Consider the following 17,090-nt stretch of genomic DNA (forward strand, 5'->3'; position numbering starts at 1 on the left):
AGCGCAAAAAGCGGACATTTGTGTCGGAAAAAGGACAAACATGAGTTACAGTGGAATTGCCCGCCGAGGGAGCCGGTCGCTTGCGGCGCGGCAATCATGTTCTCCCGCGGGATATATTCCGCCGATGTCAATCATCCGCGTGGAAAGCGGCAAAATGCTGCTTATGCAGTAATCCCACTGCGATCAAAACCTGAACCACGCCAATTTTTTTCTTGCTTTGCCGGACAAACCGGAGCATAAAACGTCTTCATGAGTCTGGAGCAGGCATGCGCCCATTTGTTTTCATTAAAATCCCGTGAAAACGGCGCAAACCATTTTCATAGCGGCCGCGTGCGGACGCTGGAATTCCATCCGAAGTTTTATGACGCCGAAGTGCGCGATTTGACGGCTCGCCAGGTAGAATTGGAATTGGACGGTCAAAACCTGATTGCCATATGTTCATGCGCGCATGCCCGCGGCGGTAATTTGTGCGAACATATGTGGGCCGCGATTCTGGACGCGGACCAGCGCCACGTTCTTCAGCCCAAGTCCGCGACCACGCCGCTGCCGGTCGTCAACATGAGCGAAGATTATTTCGGACCGGACGATTTGCTTTTTGCGGATGATAACGCCGATGCGGAGAAACCCGAAATTTGGGAAGACCGCCGTGGCTCGAAACGCGGCCGGTTGTCCGACCCGTTCGGCGCCGTTCTCAACCTGTTGCGCATCAGCGGTCAGATGCAACCGGTCCAGCCGCGCAAACCCAAACCGCCAGGCTGGAAACAGTTGTTGATTGCCGACTGTTCAGCCGCCGGCCATCTCCAAACGCAGGCGTTGCGGGAACGGGAAATCAGGTACCAAACCTCTTTCTATGATCATAGTTGCAACGCGGATTTGCAGTTGCTTGTCGAACTGCGCGAGCGAAAGTCGAACGGCCAATGGGGCACGTGGAAAAACGGGAAGCTGGATTTTTTGGCCGTGGAACAACTGACCGATCCGCTGGACCGGAAAATCCTTGGCCTGCTTGAAGGCGTCAGGACGGTCTATGACTATGGCGGAAGGACAGCAGACGCCAACTATCGATTGCGCGGCGCGGCCCTGGCGCACTTGCTGCCGGACTTGTGCGCCACCGGCAGATTTCACCTGAAATCCGACGGCCGACTTCCGCCTGCGGTTTTGCGCTATGACGATGGGCGCCCTTGGGCCGTCACGGTCGAGATGACGCCCGGCGCGCGCGGCAAGTATCAAGTCACGGCCAGATTACGCCGCGACCAGGAATCCCGCGAACTCAGTGCGGCACGCGGATGGCTGAGCGGCGGCTGGATTTTTTTCAGGGACACGGTTGCCCGTTACGACAATGGAATGAACCCGGGGTTCCTGCGTTGTTTCCACCACCACCCGGAAATCGGGGTGCCGGAAGCCGATGTCCGGGAATGCGTCAAAACGCTCTACACCCAGACCTGGGCGGAGCGCTTGATAATTCCGCCCCACCTGCGCCTGGAGGAAATCGTTGTCCGGCCCAGGCCCGAATTACGAGTTAAAAAAGCGCGCGCGTATTATTCGGTTGACACTTTGGTCGCCGAACTCGGATTCGATTATAACGGACAGAAAATCTCATCGGTCGAGGGCCGGACCTGCCTGTTTCCGCGGGAAACCGGTCAGGCGGTGCGCCGCGACCTGGCGGCGGAGTTCAAATGCCGTCAGGCTTTGGACGCGCTTGGATTCAAAACCGCCGTATATATTGAAAGCGACGGCTATAATCTGCAGATTGCGGCCCAGCGCTTTCCGGCCGCCGTTGCCGCGCTGCTGCGGGAAGGTTGGCATATTGAGGCCGATGGCAAGCTATATCGTTCGCCAACGTCTTTTGCTTTTACGGTATCCTCCGGCGTGGACTGGTTTGAACTGCGCGGAGCCGCCCGCTTTGAACAAATGACCGTGGAATTGCCCACGCTGCTGCGCGCCCTGGGCGACGGCCAACGTTTGATTGCCCTGGGCGACGGAACCATGGGCGTCCTGCCCGAAGACTGGCTGGCCAAGATCGGAATGTTCAGGGGGGTTGGCAAGGAGCGGGAAGACCATATCCGTTTCCAGCGGACTCAGGCGGCGGTGCTGGATGCCATGCTGGCCGAATCCGAGACCGCATTCGACGAGCAATTCAAACGCCTCCGGCGGGAACTGCGCGCCTTCGAAGCCATCACGCCGCGCGATGCCGGAGCTGGATTTCATGGACAATTGCGGCCATATCAGCGCGACGGCATGGGCTGGTTCGAGTTCCTGCGCCGTTTCGGGTTCGGCGGCTGTCTGGCCGACGATATGGGGTTAGGCAAGACCATCCAGGTGCTGGCCATGCTCGACGCGCGGCGCGAAGAACGCCTGCAAACCAGCGCCGCGGCGAACGAACCGACGCTAGTGGTGACACCGCGCTCGCTGATTTTCAACTGGCTGGCGGAGGCCCGGCGTTTCACCCCGGCCCTGAAAATTCTGGATCATACCGGTCAGCAACGCCTGAAAGGCGCGGCGCATTTCGGCGAATACGACATGGTGTTGACGACTTACGGCGCTTTACGCCGCGATATTTTTAAGCTTAAGGATGTGGCGTACGATTATGTTATCCTGGACGAATCCCAGACCATCAAAAACCACCAGGCGCTAACGACCAAAGCCGTGCGGCTTCTGCGGGGCCAACATCGTCTGGCGCTCAGCGGCACGCCGATCGAAAACCACCTCGGCGAATTGTGGAGCCTCTTTGAATTCCTCAATCCAGGCATGCTGGGCGCGGTCGCGGCTTTCAAACGCGCCGGCGTCTTGCGCGAGCCCGACGAGGAAACGCGCGTTTGGCTGGCGCGGGCTTTGCGGCCATTCATCCTGCGTCGCAAAAAATCCCAAGTTGCCCGCGACCTGCCGGAGAAAATAGAAGAGACCGTCTACTGCGAACTGGGCGCCGAGCAACGCCGCCTTTACGACGAATTGCGCAATCATTACCGCGTCGTTCTCACGCAAAAAGTGGCGCGGGACGGCCTGAATAAATCGAAAATCCAGGTGCTTGAAGCCCTCCTGCGTCTGCGCCAGGCGGCCTGCCATCCGGGATTGATTGACTCGGCATACCGGGAAGTCAAGAGCGCCAAACTTGATGCGCTCCAAGCCCAGGCCGCCGAGGTGACCGAGGAAGGTCACAAGGCTCTGATATTCTCACAGTTCACCAGCCTCCTGGCCATAACGCGCGAACGCCTGGACAAAGCCAAAATTCCTTACGCCTATCTTGATGGGCAAACCGCGGACCGCCAGGCGAGCGTCGAGCGGTTTCAGTCAGATCCGGAATGTAAACTGTTCCTGATCAGCCTCAAGGCCGGCGGACTTGGGCTGAACCTGACGGCGGCCGAGTATATTTTCCTGCTCGATCCCTGGTGGAATCCGGCGGTAGAGGCCCAGGCAATAGACCGCGCCCATCGCATCGGGCAAACGCAAAAAGTGTTTGCCTATCGCCTGATTGCGCGCGACACAGTCGAGGAAAAAGTGCTTGAACTCCAAAACTCCAAACGCGCCCTGGCCGACGCCATCATCACCGCCGACAATAGTCTCATCGGCGGTCTGACCAGCGCGGACTTGGAGCTGTTGCTGTCGTGATAATCTTCTTGTAATGGCGGAAACGATATTTTTAATTCCCCTTAAAAATAAAAAGTATACCATGCCGCGCAATCAATGCCAGACGATCGCGCGCAGAACCCGCCGGAATCATGGGGCGAAACGCATTGATTCTCGCAAAAAAAGCGGCCGACCGGCCGCAGGACCGGCTCAATGTTGAAAAACAGGAAGAATTTAAAAACTGAAGGCAGTGGAACAAATTGGCGTGTCGTTGATGAGATTCTTCTCACGTCACTCGAATACGTGCCGGTTTTGTCTCTTGATGGCACGGAAATCCGTCTCGAAATGGCTCATTTCAAACCCGGCGCGGTGCGGAAAGGATTCCAATCGGTGGAGCATATTCATGATTCCATTCATTTTCAGTTCGTCATGGAAGGCGTCTTCCTTTTTAAAACCGGGCGGCATTCCGCATTGCTGAAGCCGAATGATGGCATCTTGATTCCCGCAAAACAGATTCATTCATGGTCGTGCGGAACCTCGGGCGTATTGTTCGGCGCAAGCATCTGTATCACGGGCCAGGCCGCAAATGTTTTCACCGATTATGTGAGATCCCGGGGGGCCGGCAATTTCCTTTTTTGTTCAGATCCCCGGCTTGGCGGCATACTAATGCGGATTATTGAGCTGGCGTTGAAGCCCGCGCCGTTTCACTGGCGCCGCGACATGATCGGCTGCGAGCTTTTGCTGTGGGTGGGGCAGGCCCTGCACAAGGCGCTTGACCTGCGCCTTATGAAAACTCCCGCCCCCCATGCCGCCAAATCCCGCTTTGACACGTCCCGGCCGTTGTGCGAGGAGGCCGCCCGTTTCATCATGTCAAATTTCAACCGGCCGATAACCATCCATGAAATTGCCGGACATGCCGGCGTGACTCCCCGTCATTTAAACCGTCTCTTTCTGCGCTATCTGCACGAAACCGCGCACCGGTTCCTCGTGCGGACGCGTCTTGAATACGCCGACAGGATATTGAAATCTTCGCCTTCCCTCAAAATCAAAGAAATAGCCTTTGCCTCGGGTTTCAAGACGTCCAGTCATTTTATCCAGTGTTTTAAACAGCATTTCGGCCGCCGTCCGGCCGGGAAAATTTAACCCGTTTCTCTTGACGCTGTTCCGGAGGGCCGGGCCCAAACGGGCGAATGCGTAAAAAATGCTTGCTTTTTTTTACGGACGGAATCAAGTTATGAATTTATGAAAAAGAAAAAACAAATTGTTAAAATCAGGCCGCCGGGGTTCAGCGACGCGGCGGCCATTTATGCCCTGCTCAAGGAACACCCGCGCGAGGTTTTACCCCGGTCCATGAGCGACATTATCCAGAACATTGACCGTTTTCTCGTGGCGGAGATCAATGGCAGGATAGCGGGAACCGCTTCCTGGCAGATTTTGCCGGAAATTGCCCGCTCGCCGAGCCATTCGGTGGAAATCAAATCAGTCGCGGTTTCAAAAGATTTTCAAAGACACGGGGTCGGCACGGCGCTGGTCCAAGCCATGATCAAACACATCAGAACCTACCGGCCGGCGCAGATTGTGGTGCTCACCTTTTCCCCGGCTTATTTCCGGCGGTTCGGTTTCCGCGAAGTGCCCAAGGAAACGCTGATGCACAAGTTGTACATGGGCTGCATCAATTGCACCAAATACGCATCGCCCTTCACTTGCCCGGAAGTCGCCATGACGCTTACGGAAAGGCAGAAGGCAGAAGGCAGAATTCAGAAAACGGAAGAATCGGATTAATACATCCGTCTTTTCTTTCTGCCTTCTTAATTCTGCCTTCTGCCTTTCTTATCATGGCACCGCCCCTGCCTTGCGAAGTAGATCGGCCGTGTTTTGCTGTTCCGAGACAACCGCCCAGGTCAGGGGCGTTTTCCCGGCCAAATCGGCGGCGTTGATATCGGCGCCGGAGTCAATCAGGAGCCGCACTGCTTCGGCATGTCCCCTGGCCGCCGCCATGTGGAGCGGCGTGATGCGGTTGCCGCCTTCGGTCGGCAGGTTGACGTCAACCCCGCGCTTCAGGAAAAATTCTATCATTTCGGCATGTCCCTCCTCGGCCGCGAGGTGAAGGGGAGACAGACGGAGAGCGCCGTATTTCCGGCCAAAAGCCGAAACATCGGCGCCGGCGGCGACCAGCGCTTCGGCGCAGGACCTGCCGTTAAAAATGGCCGCTCTGTGCAGGGGGGTCATGCCGTCCCGGTCAACGGCGTTCACGTCCGCCCCCTTTTCAATCAGGCTGAAAACCAGGTTTGACCGGCCGGCGATAACCGCCCAGTGAAGCGGCGTGAACCCGTTGCTTTTGTCGCGCGCGTTCAGCAGGCCGGGGTGGGCGGCCAGTATTTTTTCAACGGCGTCGGCGCGGCCGTCGTAAACGGCGCGGGCCAGCCGCTCCATGCGGTCGCTATGTCTGAGCAGGAATGAGATAAACATGAGCGCGCCGCCGACAATGAGAATAATCTTCAACTCTTTGCGGGCCAGGATTTGCGCGATCATGGAGCTGGATGGGGCGACATTTTTTTATTGTCCCGCCGGGGACGCGGCCGCCGGCAGGGCCTTGAGGCGTTCCTCCGCTTTCTTTGCCCAGGAGTACTGTTTGAAGTCTTTGGCCAGCCGCTCGTACTGTTCGCGCGCCATGTCGTACTTTTTCTGCATCTCGTAAATCTGCCCTTTGTGCCAGAGCGCCTCGGAGACGAATTCCGGGTAAGCCTCAAACATGATAATAATTCTGCTGGCGCTTGCGTCGGCCGCGTTGAATTTTTCCAGCGCCTGGGCCTTCTGTCCCTGTTTATCCAGGGCGTCCGCCGTCACCAGCTGGCAGCGGATGGTTCCCAGCAGGGCGCCGATGCGGGCTTCTGGCGAACGCTCCTGGGCGGCGACTTCCGAGTACATCCGTTCGGCGGCCTCGTAATCCTTGCGACGCTCGCGGATCTGGGCGATTTTAACCTTGCCCTGTTTGCCCTTTTCAAACCACGGAAAGTCTTTCAGAACCTTCACGAATGCCTGTTCCGCCTCCGCGTCCTTTCCTTCCAGGAAGCGGATATCGGCGAGGCCGTAAGTGGCCGGCGCCGCGGCGTAGGGGTCGGCGGCGAATTCGGTCAAGACCCTCTGGTAAGTCTGTTCCGCCTCCTTCAGGCCCATGGCCTCCTTGGCGGCATCGGCGTAATCCAGCAGCATCTGGTAGGAAAGCCGCACGTTGGCGTCAACCGCCAGCGCCTCTTTGAAGGCGGCCAGCGCTTTTTCTTTTTCGGCGTTTTTCACCAGGAACATTCCCCGGCTGAAAATCAACTGGGCCTGCAGGGCGGGGTTATCCTTATGCCTGGCAATGGCTTTGGCGAAATACTGTTCCGCTTCGTCGGCATTCATCATCCGGTAGCGCACCAGGTTGAAAATGGCGTCGGCGATGCCGGGTATGGCGGACAGGGCCTGTTCCGAATCGGGGTAGTTCCGCAGAAGCGATTCGCAGGCTTCCGCGCTTTCCAGCATTGTCTGGCGGTAGACGGCGCGCTGCTGGTCGGGCAGGATGGTGGGTTGGCCCATGCGCTGGGCTTTTTCGTTCAGGGCCTGGGCGATGAGAAAGAGTATTTCCGGGGCGCGCTCGTTCCGCGGATCCAGCTCCAGCGACTGCCAGAGATAATGGACGGCCGTGTCATATTCGTTCAGTTTTTCCTTTCCGACCCAGCCGAGGAAGAAACAGGCGTCGGCGTTGAGCGGGCTCTCCGGGAATTCGGCCGGCACCCTTTCCAGGGCGTGCGACATGCGGACAAAATCTTCCTTTTCGTAATACATCACGCCGATGCGGAACAGCGCCTGGGCCGCGATCTCCTGGTCCGCGTATTCGCGCGCGATTCGCTCCAGAACGTCCACGGCCTTGGCAAACTGCCCGTCATCGTTCAGCGCCATGCTCATCTGATAAAGGGCGAACGGCATCATGCGGCTTTCCTTGTATCGTTTCTGAAAATCCTCATACAAGCGGACGGCTTCCTTCGGTTTTTTTAACTGGGTCAGGAAGACGCCTTTCTGGTAAAGAGCCTCGTCAATCGTCTCAAAGGCGTCGGTCCCCTTCGGGAACCTCTGCAGGAGTTCGTTAATGGCGGCGAGCGCCTCGTCCCATTGTTTTTCGCCGGCCAGATTGACGGCCCTGAAAAAGAGCAGGTTTGCCAGAAAGTGTCCTTTGGGAAATTTTTCCATGTAAATTTCCACGGTTTCATGCAGGCTTTCCGGTTGGTTGAGGTTGAACTCGCAGGCCGCCTTCATGTAGAGGGCGTCTTCTGCGCCGGCCCCGTCGGGAAAGGTGTCAAAACTTTCGGCGAAATATTGCAGGGCGGTTGCAATGTTGTTCTGGACAAAGTAAAGCTGGCCCAGGGAAAGGGCGGCGCGTTCGGCGATGGGCGCGTCCGCGCCGGTCTTGGCCTTGAATTCTTCAAATTCCAGCGCGGCGGCGTCCGCGTCTTTCTGGGCGATGTATCCGTTAATGATCAGGAAGGCGGCCTGTTGATACTGGGGACCCTTGGTGAAATTCAAGAGGTGCCGGCCGACCGTGATGGCTTCGTCATAACGTTTCATCCTGAAAAAAATGTCCGCGATGCGGAAATAGGCGGTGATCATCAGGTCCGGCGAATCCTGGACGCCGGCATACTGCCCCTGCACGCGCCCGAGCTCGTTTTTAATAGCTTTAATATCGGCTCCCTTGGCGAGGTCGGCCGCCATCCTGGCGCTGATTGCTTCCAGGCGGGACTTGAGGTCAAGCAGCACTTCGGATTTCGGGCGGACATTGCGGCAATATTGAATGGCCTGGTCGTATTCTCCGGCCTCAAGCCATGTTTCGGCGAGCGAATAATTGCTGTCGTTGGCCAGCGCGAGATTGATGTTGCTTTTGGAAAGCTGGTCAAAGATTTTACGGGCTTTTTCAAGCCAGGGCTGGGCCTCGGCGCGTTTGCCGGCCTTGATCTGGTCAAGGCCCTGCTGGCTGTAGACGCTGGCCAGCAGAAATTGCGCGCTCATGCCGACGGAAGTGTTTCCGAAGCTCCGGATAAGGTTGTCCAAATCCTTCTGGGCGTTGTCCAGCTCGCCGCTCAGATAATAGGCGTAGGCCCGGCCGTAAATGGCATAGGGATAATTGATGCTCTTGGGATAATTTTTTATGAAACTATCCTGCAGTTCAATGGCTTTTTTAAGATTTTTTTTGCGTTCCTTTTCCTGTTCCTTGCCGGTCAGGGAGGCGGCCAGGCGCGTATGGCATTCGGCCATGAGGAAGACGGATTGTTCCTGTATCTCCTTGCTCGGCGCGCGGTCGCCGCTCAGGTCGGCGAGCAGGGGGAGCGCCTCTTCGTACCGGACGCGCTGGTAATAACACCAGGCCAGGTTGAATTTCACCGAGGGGATGTTCACATAAGTCTGCTTGGTCTTTACTATTTTTTCAAAGAAGCCGATGGCCTGGTCATACTGCCCGCGGTTCATGGCTTCTTCGCCGCTCATGGCCAGGTCGTCGGCCACGTCCGCCAGCGCCGGCAGCGCCGCGGCCAGCAGAACAAGGAAGAAATATCGTTTTTTAGAGGTGCCGATTGTCGCCATTGATGTAGCTCCTATTCCTGTTAATCCGTCCGGGACGGCTGAAATAAAAATGATAAAAAAATTGCTTAAAAATTTACAATGGCTATTATACATGGTCCGGCGCTGAATGCGATGAGTTTTTTCGGAAAAAAATTGACAGATGAAATTAATTGTTTTATTTTTACCCTTGTCACAATAAAAAAATGAAAACCGGACTTTCTTTTGGCGTTAAGCGTTTGGCGGATGTTTGCGTTTTATTGTTTTTCATCTGCGCCTTTGCCGGGCGGGCGGAGGACGTCATCATCACCAAGAACCAGCGGTTCCGCGGCCAGGTCAAGTCCGCCGACAGCAAGGGGGTGGCCATTGAAATCGCCGGCCAGGGCGTGTTGACCGTGCCCCGCGCGGCGATAGTGCAAATGAAGGTTGAGCCGCCGCCGACCATTGTCCGCGGCATTGAGGCTTACGAAAAGGGCAGTTACCGCGAGGCGCAGTTGAACCTTGCCCGGACTGTTCACCAATATGTCGGATTGGACACCGACTGGGCCGCCAAGGCGCTGGTCTATTACGGACGCGGTTGCCTGGCCGGCGGCGATCTGGCCGGGGCCGAAAAGGCTTTCTCCGCATTTCTCGCGGCCTATGACGACGATCCGCTCGGAATGGATGCCGAGCTCGGGCTCGCGGAAACCGAGGTGGCGCGGAACGAGATTGACAAGGCCATGCCCAAATTCCAGGCGCTGGCCGAAGAATACGCCAAACAGCTTAAACCTTCCAGCGAAACAATGCCTTATGCCGCGGCCGTTTTCCTGGGGCTGGGCAAATGTCTGGAGGCCAAGGAGAACCAGGCCGGAGCGTTGGAGTCTTATTTAAAGGTCATAGCGCTCTACCCGGACAATAAGGCCATGCCCGAGGCGCTGTACCGCTCCGCGCTGATTTACCAGCGGCGGAATGAAAAGGAGAAAGCCGGGTTGATTCTGAATGATTTAATGACGCAATATCCCTCTTCGCCGTTCAGCCAGAAGGCGGCGGAGTTGAGGAAGATTAAGTAGGAGCCGAACCCCTGTTCGGCGATGTATGTTTTATTGTCCGGAATCGCCGCATGGGGATGCGGCAGCGATCAAATGCAGTTTCCGTCTTTGTTCCTAATTCATGAAACACGAAACGTGTTTATCAACTATGAGTGAAAACAAACACACAGGAGAGAGAATAATGAAAAAAATCATTGTGAAGATGCTGGCCGTCATGACCGTCGGCCTGGTGATGTTGGGCGCGGAACCGCTCCTGCCTTCTGACGCGGATTGCGGGCGCGATTTCTTTGTTGCATCAGCCCTGGCTCAGGCGCCGGCCGCCGCCGGAGGCGAAGCGGCGCCGGCGGGTCCGCCGACCACGCTGGGGGATTACTGGGTGGTCTGCGGCCTTACCAGGTGGCCGCTATTGGCGGTGGCCATTTGGATAACCGCGCTCATTATTGAGCTTACCATGCGCGCGCGGACCAAAGCCTTGTGCCCGCCGGCGGCCGTTTCGCAGTTGTCGTCAACGCTGGCAGTGCAGGATTACGTCAAGGCCTGGCAGTTTTGCGCCGATAATCCGTCGCCTCTGGCGCGCATAATGATGCCGGTGATAGAAGCCCTCCCGAAAGGTCTGAATGCGGTTATGGATACCGCCTTTGACAATCTGAATCTGCTGAATAACACATTCAAGACAAAATGCTCGTATTTGAACCTGCATGCGACCGTCAGCACCCTGCTCGGTCTTTTCGGAACCATTTCCGGAATGATGAGCGCTTTTAACAAGATGGCCTACAGCGGAGCGACCGGCGACCCAGCCAAACTGGCCGGAAGCATCAGCGAAGCGCTGGTCACGACTTACGTTGGGTTGGCTCTCGCTATTTCCGCGCTCGTTCTTTTTTATGTCTTCACAAACCGGATCAAGGCCGTCATGACCGACGCGCAAAATACCGTTCTTGGCCTGATCGGCGAGATTGATTTCAGCGCGATCACGTCCGACATGGAAATAGTAACCGGCGAAATGAAAGCGCGCGCCATGGGCGGGAAGATAGAAGGCGGGAGCGCGCCCAAATCCGCGGTCAAGCCGGTGGCGTCCGCCGTGGCGGCCAAGCCGGCCGAAATGGCGCAGTGTCCGCACTGTCAGCACCAGGTGCATGTCGGCGCGGCCAAGTGCCCGAATTGCAGCAGTGAACTGGAATGGGAGTAAAAGCGGCGGATGGCGGACGGGGCAGGCGGTGTTTTGCGGTCCTGTCGGCTTGCCGTTGTTTTTTAATCAAAAATCATGGCCGAACAACCGAAAAAACAGTTGGACATTGATACGCCGAGCATGCCGTTAAACCTCGGCCCGTTGATTGACATCGTCTCAATTCTGCTCCTCTATTATATTGTCTGCAGCACCTTTGAAACCACCCGGGTAAGCCGGGAGGTTATTCTGCCCTTCGCCCGCCAGGGCCTGAAAGAAGAAGATACTTCCGGACGTTTTGTGGTGAATATAGAGTGGAATGAAGGCCTGTATGAGGCGTCCTATCTTGTTAACGGCATGAAGACGAGCGGGCCCGCCGAAATGACAACGCTCATTATGCAGGGCAAAAAATCGCAGGGCAATCCCAGGAATTTCCGAGTAGTTCTCAGGGCCGACCGAAGGGTGCCTTATGAATTTACCCAGCAGGCCATGGCGGCCGTGGCCGAAGCCGATGTGGGCAACATTCTTTTTTCAACGACCGAAGACATTGCTGAAAAATAAATCCGGACGGCAACCGTAAGGGTGCAATCATGGCGAAAAAGAGGCTGATCAACGAAGATATTGAGCAATCGGACGGCATGGCGCCCATTATCAACTGCATGATGATTCTGCTGATGTATTTTATCATTGCCGGTCAGATTAAAACCGAGGAAAAATATCTCGGCCTGCTGATTCCCGGGGGCGGCACGCCGGCCGTCGGTATCCCGGTTGAACTGGTGCTGGCCATCAACGAGGCCGGACAGGTGTTCTGCAACGACCAACCGATGGATTCGCCGGCTGACCGAGAATTGCCGACAATCCGCGGCAAAATAAAACAGTGCCTTGACCTTTTCGGCGAAAAACAGCCGGTCATCATTCACCCCCAGCCCAAAGTGCGGCACCAGCGCATTGTGGACGTGCTTAATGCCTGCGCCGCGGTTGGGGTGAAAAATTTGTCATTTAACGCCAATTGACAGATAGTTGTGTAAGTCAAATATCGTTTGAGCCATGGCTTTTAATTACGCACAGAAGCTTAACAAGCTGGAAGGAATCGTCGAAAGCAAAACGACGGGGCGTTTCAGTATTGTGTGGAGCGTCGTGCTTGCCATCCTGCGATCCCGTTATTTCCTGATTTCCCTCCTTATCTATACGTTTTTGCTCATGATTCTTGGCGGGGTGGTGATATCGCATTATGTCATCACCAAAGGCACTTTTGAAGAAGGGCAGGTGCTCGTATTGCCGGACGGCGCCGGCGGTCCGCCCCCGCCGGGTCCGCGCGGCGCTCCCCAGGCCTCGGCCCAGGCGGCCGCCCAGCAGACCAGGTCGGTGTCCGTTGCCGTGCAGTCCATGTCCAGCCGCACAGCGGCGAAAACGGCCGCGCAAAGGTTGACCGTCAGCGCCCCTTCTGATTTTGTCCGCGCGCCGGCCCCGGTTGTGGCGCCCCATGTGCAGATGTCGGAGGTTAAAGTTGATACCCAGATGGCCAAAAGCATTGCCGCGGCCAATATACAGCGTTTGCAGGGCGTGCGCGACTTCCAGAAGGGATGGGGCGTAACCATGAGCGGCGGCGGCCGCGGCGGTATGGGCGGCGGGGGTAGCCGCGGGGGCGGGGGCGGCGGCGGGATCGGCGGGGTCGGCCGGGCCGGAACATATCACGGCGTGCGCGCCAAATTCACCATCTTCCAGGCCAAATATCAGGACGGCGACTGGGACTGCAACGGAGGCAGAGGTACCAATCTCTGGGACCCGAGCGCGCTCAAAAATCTCATGTTCCAGATCAGGCAGTGGTCCCGCGACCGGATTGACGCCCAGGTTACCCCGGCCGTGCTTGATGTCGGCACGGATGCCATTTTCACGCTTAAACCCCCCTTTATCTATCTGACCGGCCACAAGGATTTTCATTTCCTTGACCGGGAAGTGAAAAACCTGCGCGATTACCTGACCCTGGGCGGGGCGGTCTGGGCCGATAGTGCCCTGGCCGGCCGCCGTTCGCGTTTTGACGTGGCCTTTCGCCGCGAGATAAGAAGAGTTCTGCCGGACCGCGATTTTGAAATCGTGCCGCCCGACCACGAGATGTTCAACACTTTCTTTGCCAACGTGGACCTGCCCTCCGGAATAAATTTTTATCAGGAGCCGCTTGAAATCATCAATATCGGCGGCGAACTGGCCGTGCTTTACTCGCTGAACGGTTACGGTCATTTCTGGGAGACGCGCCTGAACCGCGAAGGCAACATTGAGTGGAAGCGCGTCAATCTCGGGGATCCCGGCAACCCGCAATGGCGCTGGGTCCACGGACCGCACCTTTATCCGCCGCGCACGGAAAGCGGGGTTATCTACCGCAATATCACCGATGCGACCGTGCGCGATAATTACAAGTTCGGAATCAATGTGGTGGTGCACCTGCTGACCCGTTATCAGAAGCATTTCCGTTTCCTGCCCAAGGAACTGCCCCAGCTGGAGGGCATGAGAAAGCCGGTCAAGAAGGCGCCGGAGGAACAACAGCTTGAAGAAGAGCCCGGGAAAACCGCCCGGCCAAAAGAGCAGACCAATCAGCCGCCGGGCAAGCAAGACGGAAAGTAATGCAATGAAAGAAGCCAGAAGTCAGAAGTCAGAAGTTAGAACCAACGATTTTTGTGCCTTTGTGCCTTTGTGCCTTTGTGCCTTTGTGCCTTTCTTAATGGCCTTTGCGCCCTTCTCCGTTTCGGCGCAGGCGCCGTTGCCGGTGGGCGATGAAATGTTGTCCAACAGCGCCATGGGCGAAGTGGCCGTTCCGCTCGCCAACTTGTGGGACGGAGTGGACAAGGATAACAACCTCTGCGTTCCGGTCATGCGCGGCCTGGTTCTCAACGACGTCGGCAAAATGGTTGATACGCCGTTGCCTTCCTATCCCAATTTTATTGACATGAACGACGACGGCCTGCCCGACTTGGTGGTGGCCGATACCCAGGGGTTCGTCTGGATTTATGCTAATTCCGGCGAGAAGGGGAAACCGAAATTCACCGCCGGCAAATTCGTGCCCACCTTCATCGGCTGGGTTTCCAGGATCTATGTCTGCGACTGGGACGGCGACGGCGATAACGATATTGTTGTCGGCACGTTTTACGGCGATGTCGTCATTCTGGAGAATTTCGGCAGTAAAAAAGAATGGCGGTTCACCCGCAAGATGGGCGTGCCGCGTTACGTTGATCCGCAATTTACGGTGGATGATCCCCAGGAACGGCTGCGGCAGATCATGATCGGAAAAATGCCCCTGATAAAAGGAAATTACCTGGCCCCGTGGGTGTGCGACTGGAACAAGGACGGCAAGCCCGACCTCCTGCTCGGCGAGGGCACTTATTCGGCCAACAGCGTGCGCCTCTTTGTCAATACCGGTTCGCGCATGAAACCGGTCTTCAGCGAAGACCGCGAATTTTATCTTGCCTACGGCGAGGGCTTTGAACAACTTACCCCCTCGGTGGTGGATTACAACGGCGACGGCCTTGACGACCTGATCGTTGGCACGCGCACCGGCCATATCCGGCTCCACAAGGGCACGAAAGCGGCCGTTGAAGAAAAGGATTTTATCGCGGCTATGAAGGGAAACCTCGCCCCGGCCATCCTGGAATATGAAAGCAATCTGAACATAGGCGGCCGGGAAATTTTTGACAAAATGTCGGTGGTTTATCCCTGCGATTGGAATGAGGACGGTCTTTTTGACCTTGTGCTGGGGCACACCAGCGGCCGGGTCTACATCGCCCTCAACAAGGGCTCCAAAGCCAATCCGGATTTTCCTTCCGCCGAGCCGGTCAAGGGCGCCGACGTGGAAAAGGACCTGCTGGCGCCGGATGATTGGATGAACGGCGTTATCCGCGTCTGGTGGCATAACTTTATCGGCGGATTCTGCAACACGGCCTCTCTGCTGACCTGTGAAAAGGAGGTTATGCTGAAGCCGTCCGGCTCGCCGCTTGCCGTGCCGATCCGGCCGGTAACCGGCAATTATTTCCTGTACTACCGCTACGTTAATGATTACCAGGGCTGGATGCGCAACCAACTCGCCTATGTGAAAGACATCCCCGGCGTCAATACTGAAAACGTTGTCGGCGGACGACTCATCACCCCGAATCAGTCCTTTCCCCTGCGCCTCGGCAAAAAATACGAGCTTTCATTCTCCTCCATTCTCCAGGGCAAGCCCGCGCTCTGGAAAGTCTGGACACATGAACCGACGGCGCCGCCCTCGGATATAGCGCCGCCGCCGCTCGTGATTCAGGAGGCCAGCGGGATAATTCCGCCTTCATCTTCCTGGGTCAAGCGCAACTACAAGTTCAAATGCCCGAGCGTTTTTCAAACCAATTATAATTATCGTTTGATTTTCCGCATGCCGCCGGGCGACTGCCAGTTTCTCTTGGACGGCATCAGCCTGAAGGAAATTCCATAAGAGAGCAGTCAGAAGCCAGAAGTCAGTATTCAGAATGAAGAAAATTGAATTCAGATTCAGAACTCCTGACTTCTGACTCCTGACTTCTGACTACTGACTACTGACTACTGACTACTGGATTCTAGCGCCATGGCCAACCCTTTTGTCCATCTTCATGTTCACACCAGTTACAGCCTCCTTGACGGAGCCGCCCGCATTTGCGACCTGATCGCGGCCGCGGCCGAAGACAACCAGCGCGCCATGGCCATCACCGACCACGGCGTCATGTACGGCATCGTGGAGTTCTACAAAGCCGCCGTTGCCGGCGGCATCAAGCCGATCCTGGGCTGCGAGGTTTACGTTGCGGAGAACAGCCGCCTTGACCGGAAAGAGGAAGGCATCAGGGCCTCCGCCGACCATCTCGTCCTGCTGGCCGAGGACGCCGCCGGTTATGCCAATCTCGTCAAGCTGGTTACCGCGGCGCACCTGGAAGGCTTTTATTACAAGCCGCGCATTGACCTTGAAATCCTGGCCGGGCACAACAAGGGGTTGATCGGGTTGTCGGCCTGCCTGAAGGGAAAAATCCCGGAGCGCCTGCTGGCGGGAGACGAAGAGCAGGCCGTAAACATGGCCGGCCGGATGGCCGATATTCTCGGCAAGGATAATTTTTTCCTGGAACTCCAGGCCAATGACCTGCCGGAACAGAAAAAAGTCAATCGCGGCCTGATTGACCTGGCGCGCAAAACCCGCCTGCCCCTTGTGGCCACCAACGACGTTCATTATCTTAAGAAAGAACACGCCAAAGCGCACGAAATCCTGCTCTGCCTGCAGACCGGAGCGGTTTTAAGCGATCCGAAACGCATGCATTTCGGATCGGACGATTTTTACCTGAAAAGCACGGCGGAAATGGAAAGATTTTTCAGCGGCCAAAAGGCGGCTTTGGAAAACACGGTTGAAATTGCGCAGCGTTGCAACGTGGAACTCCGTTTTGATGAACAGCATTTCCCGGAATTCAGCCCTCCGGAAGGACAGAGCCAGAAGCAGTATCTTGCAGATCTGTGTTTCCGGGGCGTCGGCCGGCATTACAATATCGCCGATCCCGCCCGTCCGCGGGACGAAACCGAACGGCGCATCATGGAACGCCTGGCCTATGAGATCAGCGTCATTGAAAAAACCGGATTCCTTGGATATTTCCTGATCGTCTGGGATTTTGTCCGGTTTGCCAGGGAAAATAAAATCCCGGTCGGTCCCGGCCGCGGTTCCGGCGCCGGCAGCCTTGTTTCCTACGCGCTCGGCATAACCGGCATTGATCCGCTCCGCT

Annotated in this window: 12 protein-coding genes; 10 read left to right on the forward strand and 2 right to left on the reverse strand. The window is 56.6% G+C overall.

The window, feature by feature from the left end; genetic code table 11:
- Positions 1–249: 249 nt before the first annotated feature.
- From PHP98_05530 to PHP98_05540, 3 genes are all read left to right on the forward strand, one after another.
- Positions 250–3,603, forward strand: coding sequence for a DEAD/DEAH box helicase (locus PHP98_05530; protein ID MDD5483095.1), 3,354 nt, complete (start codon positions 250–252; stop codon positions 3,601–3,603).
- 303 nt (positions 3,604–3,906) lie between these two features.
- On the forward strand, positions 3,907–4,704 hold the full coding sequence (locus tag PHP98_05535; protein ID MDD5483096.1) for a helix-turn-helix domain-containing protein: 798 nt from the start codon (positions 3,907–3,909) through the stop codon (positions 4,702–4,704).
- Positions 4,705–4,803: 99 nt separating this feature from the next.
- Positions 4,804–5,343 (forward strand): GNAT family N-acetyltransferase, encoded by a 540-nt coding sequence (locus PHP98_05540; GenBank protein MDD5483097.1) that lies wholly within the window; start codon positions 4,804–4,806, stop codon positions 5,341–5,343.
- A 51-nt stretch (positions 5,344–5,394) separates the two neighbouring features.
- Here PHP98_05540 and PHP98_05545 read toward each other — a convergent pair whose 3' ends face one another.
- Complete coding sequence (locus tag PHP98_05545) at positions 5,395–6,093, reverse strand: ankyrin repeat domain-containing protein (GenBank protein MDD5483098.1); 699 nt, start codon at positions 6,091–6,093, stop codon at positions 5,395–5,397.
- Positions 6,094–6,117: 24 nt separating this feature from the next.
- Positions 6,118–9,171, reverse strand: a complete 3,054-nt coding sequence (locus tag PHP98_05550) for a tetratricopeptide repeat protein (protein ID MDD5483099.1) — start codon at positions 9,169–9,171, stop codon at positions 6,118–6,120.
- 182 nt (positions 9,172–9,353) lie between these two features.
- On the opposite strand from PHP98_05550, the gene PHP98_05555 reads away from it, so the two are divergent.
- The 7 genes from PHP98_05555 to dnaE form a co-directional block, all read left to right on the forward strand.
- Positions 9,354–10,196 (forward strand): tetratricopeptide repeat protein, encoded by an 843-nt coding sequence (locus PHP98_05555; protein MDD5483100.1) that lies wholly within the window; start codon positions 9,354–9,356, stop codon positions 10,194–10,196.
- A 160-nt stretch (positions 10,197–10,356) separates the two neighbouring features.
- Positions 10,357–11,361, forward strand: coding sequence for a MotA/TolQ/ExbB proton channel family protein (locus PHP98_05560; protein MDD5483101.1), 1,005 nt, complete (start codon positions 10,357–10,359; stop codon positions 11,359–11,361).
- 75 nt (positions 11,362–11,436) lie between these two features.
- Positions 11,437–11,898 (forward strand): biopolymer transporter ExbD, encoded by a 462-nt coding sequence (locus PHP98_05565; protein ID MDD5483102.1) that lies wholly within the window; start codon positions 11,437–11,439, stop codon positions 11,896–11,898.
- A 29-nt stretch (positions 11,899–11,927) separates the two neighbouring features.
- On the forward strand, positions 11,928–12,350 hold the full coding sequence (locus PHP98_05570) for a biopolymer transporter ExbD (protein MDD5483103.1): 423 nt from the start codon (positions 11,928–11,930) through the stop codon (positions 12,348–12,350).
- Positions 12,351–12,384: 34 nt separating this feature from the next.
- Positions 12,385–13,956, forward strand: coding sequence for a DUF4159 domain-containing protein (locus tag PHP98_05575; protein ID MDD5483104.1), 1,572 nt, complete (start codon positions 12,385–12,387; stop codon positions 13,954–13,956).
- 4 nt (positions 13,957–13,960) lie between these two features.
- Entirely contained in the window at positions 13,961–15,790 is a 1,830-nt protein-coding gene (locus PHP98_05580) for a VCBS repeat-containing protein (protein MDD5483105.1), read from the forward strand.
- A 129-nt stretch (positions 15,791–15,919) separates the two neighbouring features.
- Positions 15,920–17,090 (forward strand): DNA polymerase III subunit alpha (gene dnaE, locus PHP98_05585; protein MDD5483106.1); only part of this gene is annotated, 1,171 nt, incomplete at its 3' end.

The sequence above is a fragment of the Kiritimatiellia bacterium genome (assembly GCA_028715905.1).
GTDB lineage: Bacteria > Verrucomicrobiota > Kiritimatiellia > JAAZAB01 > JAAZAB01 > JAQUQV01.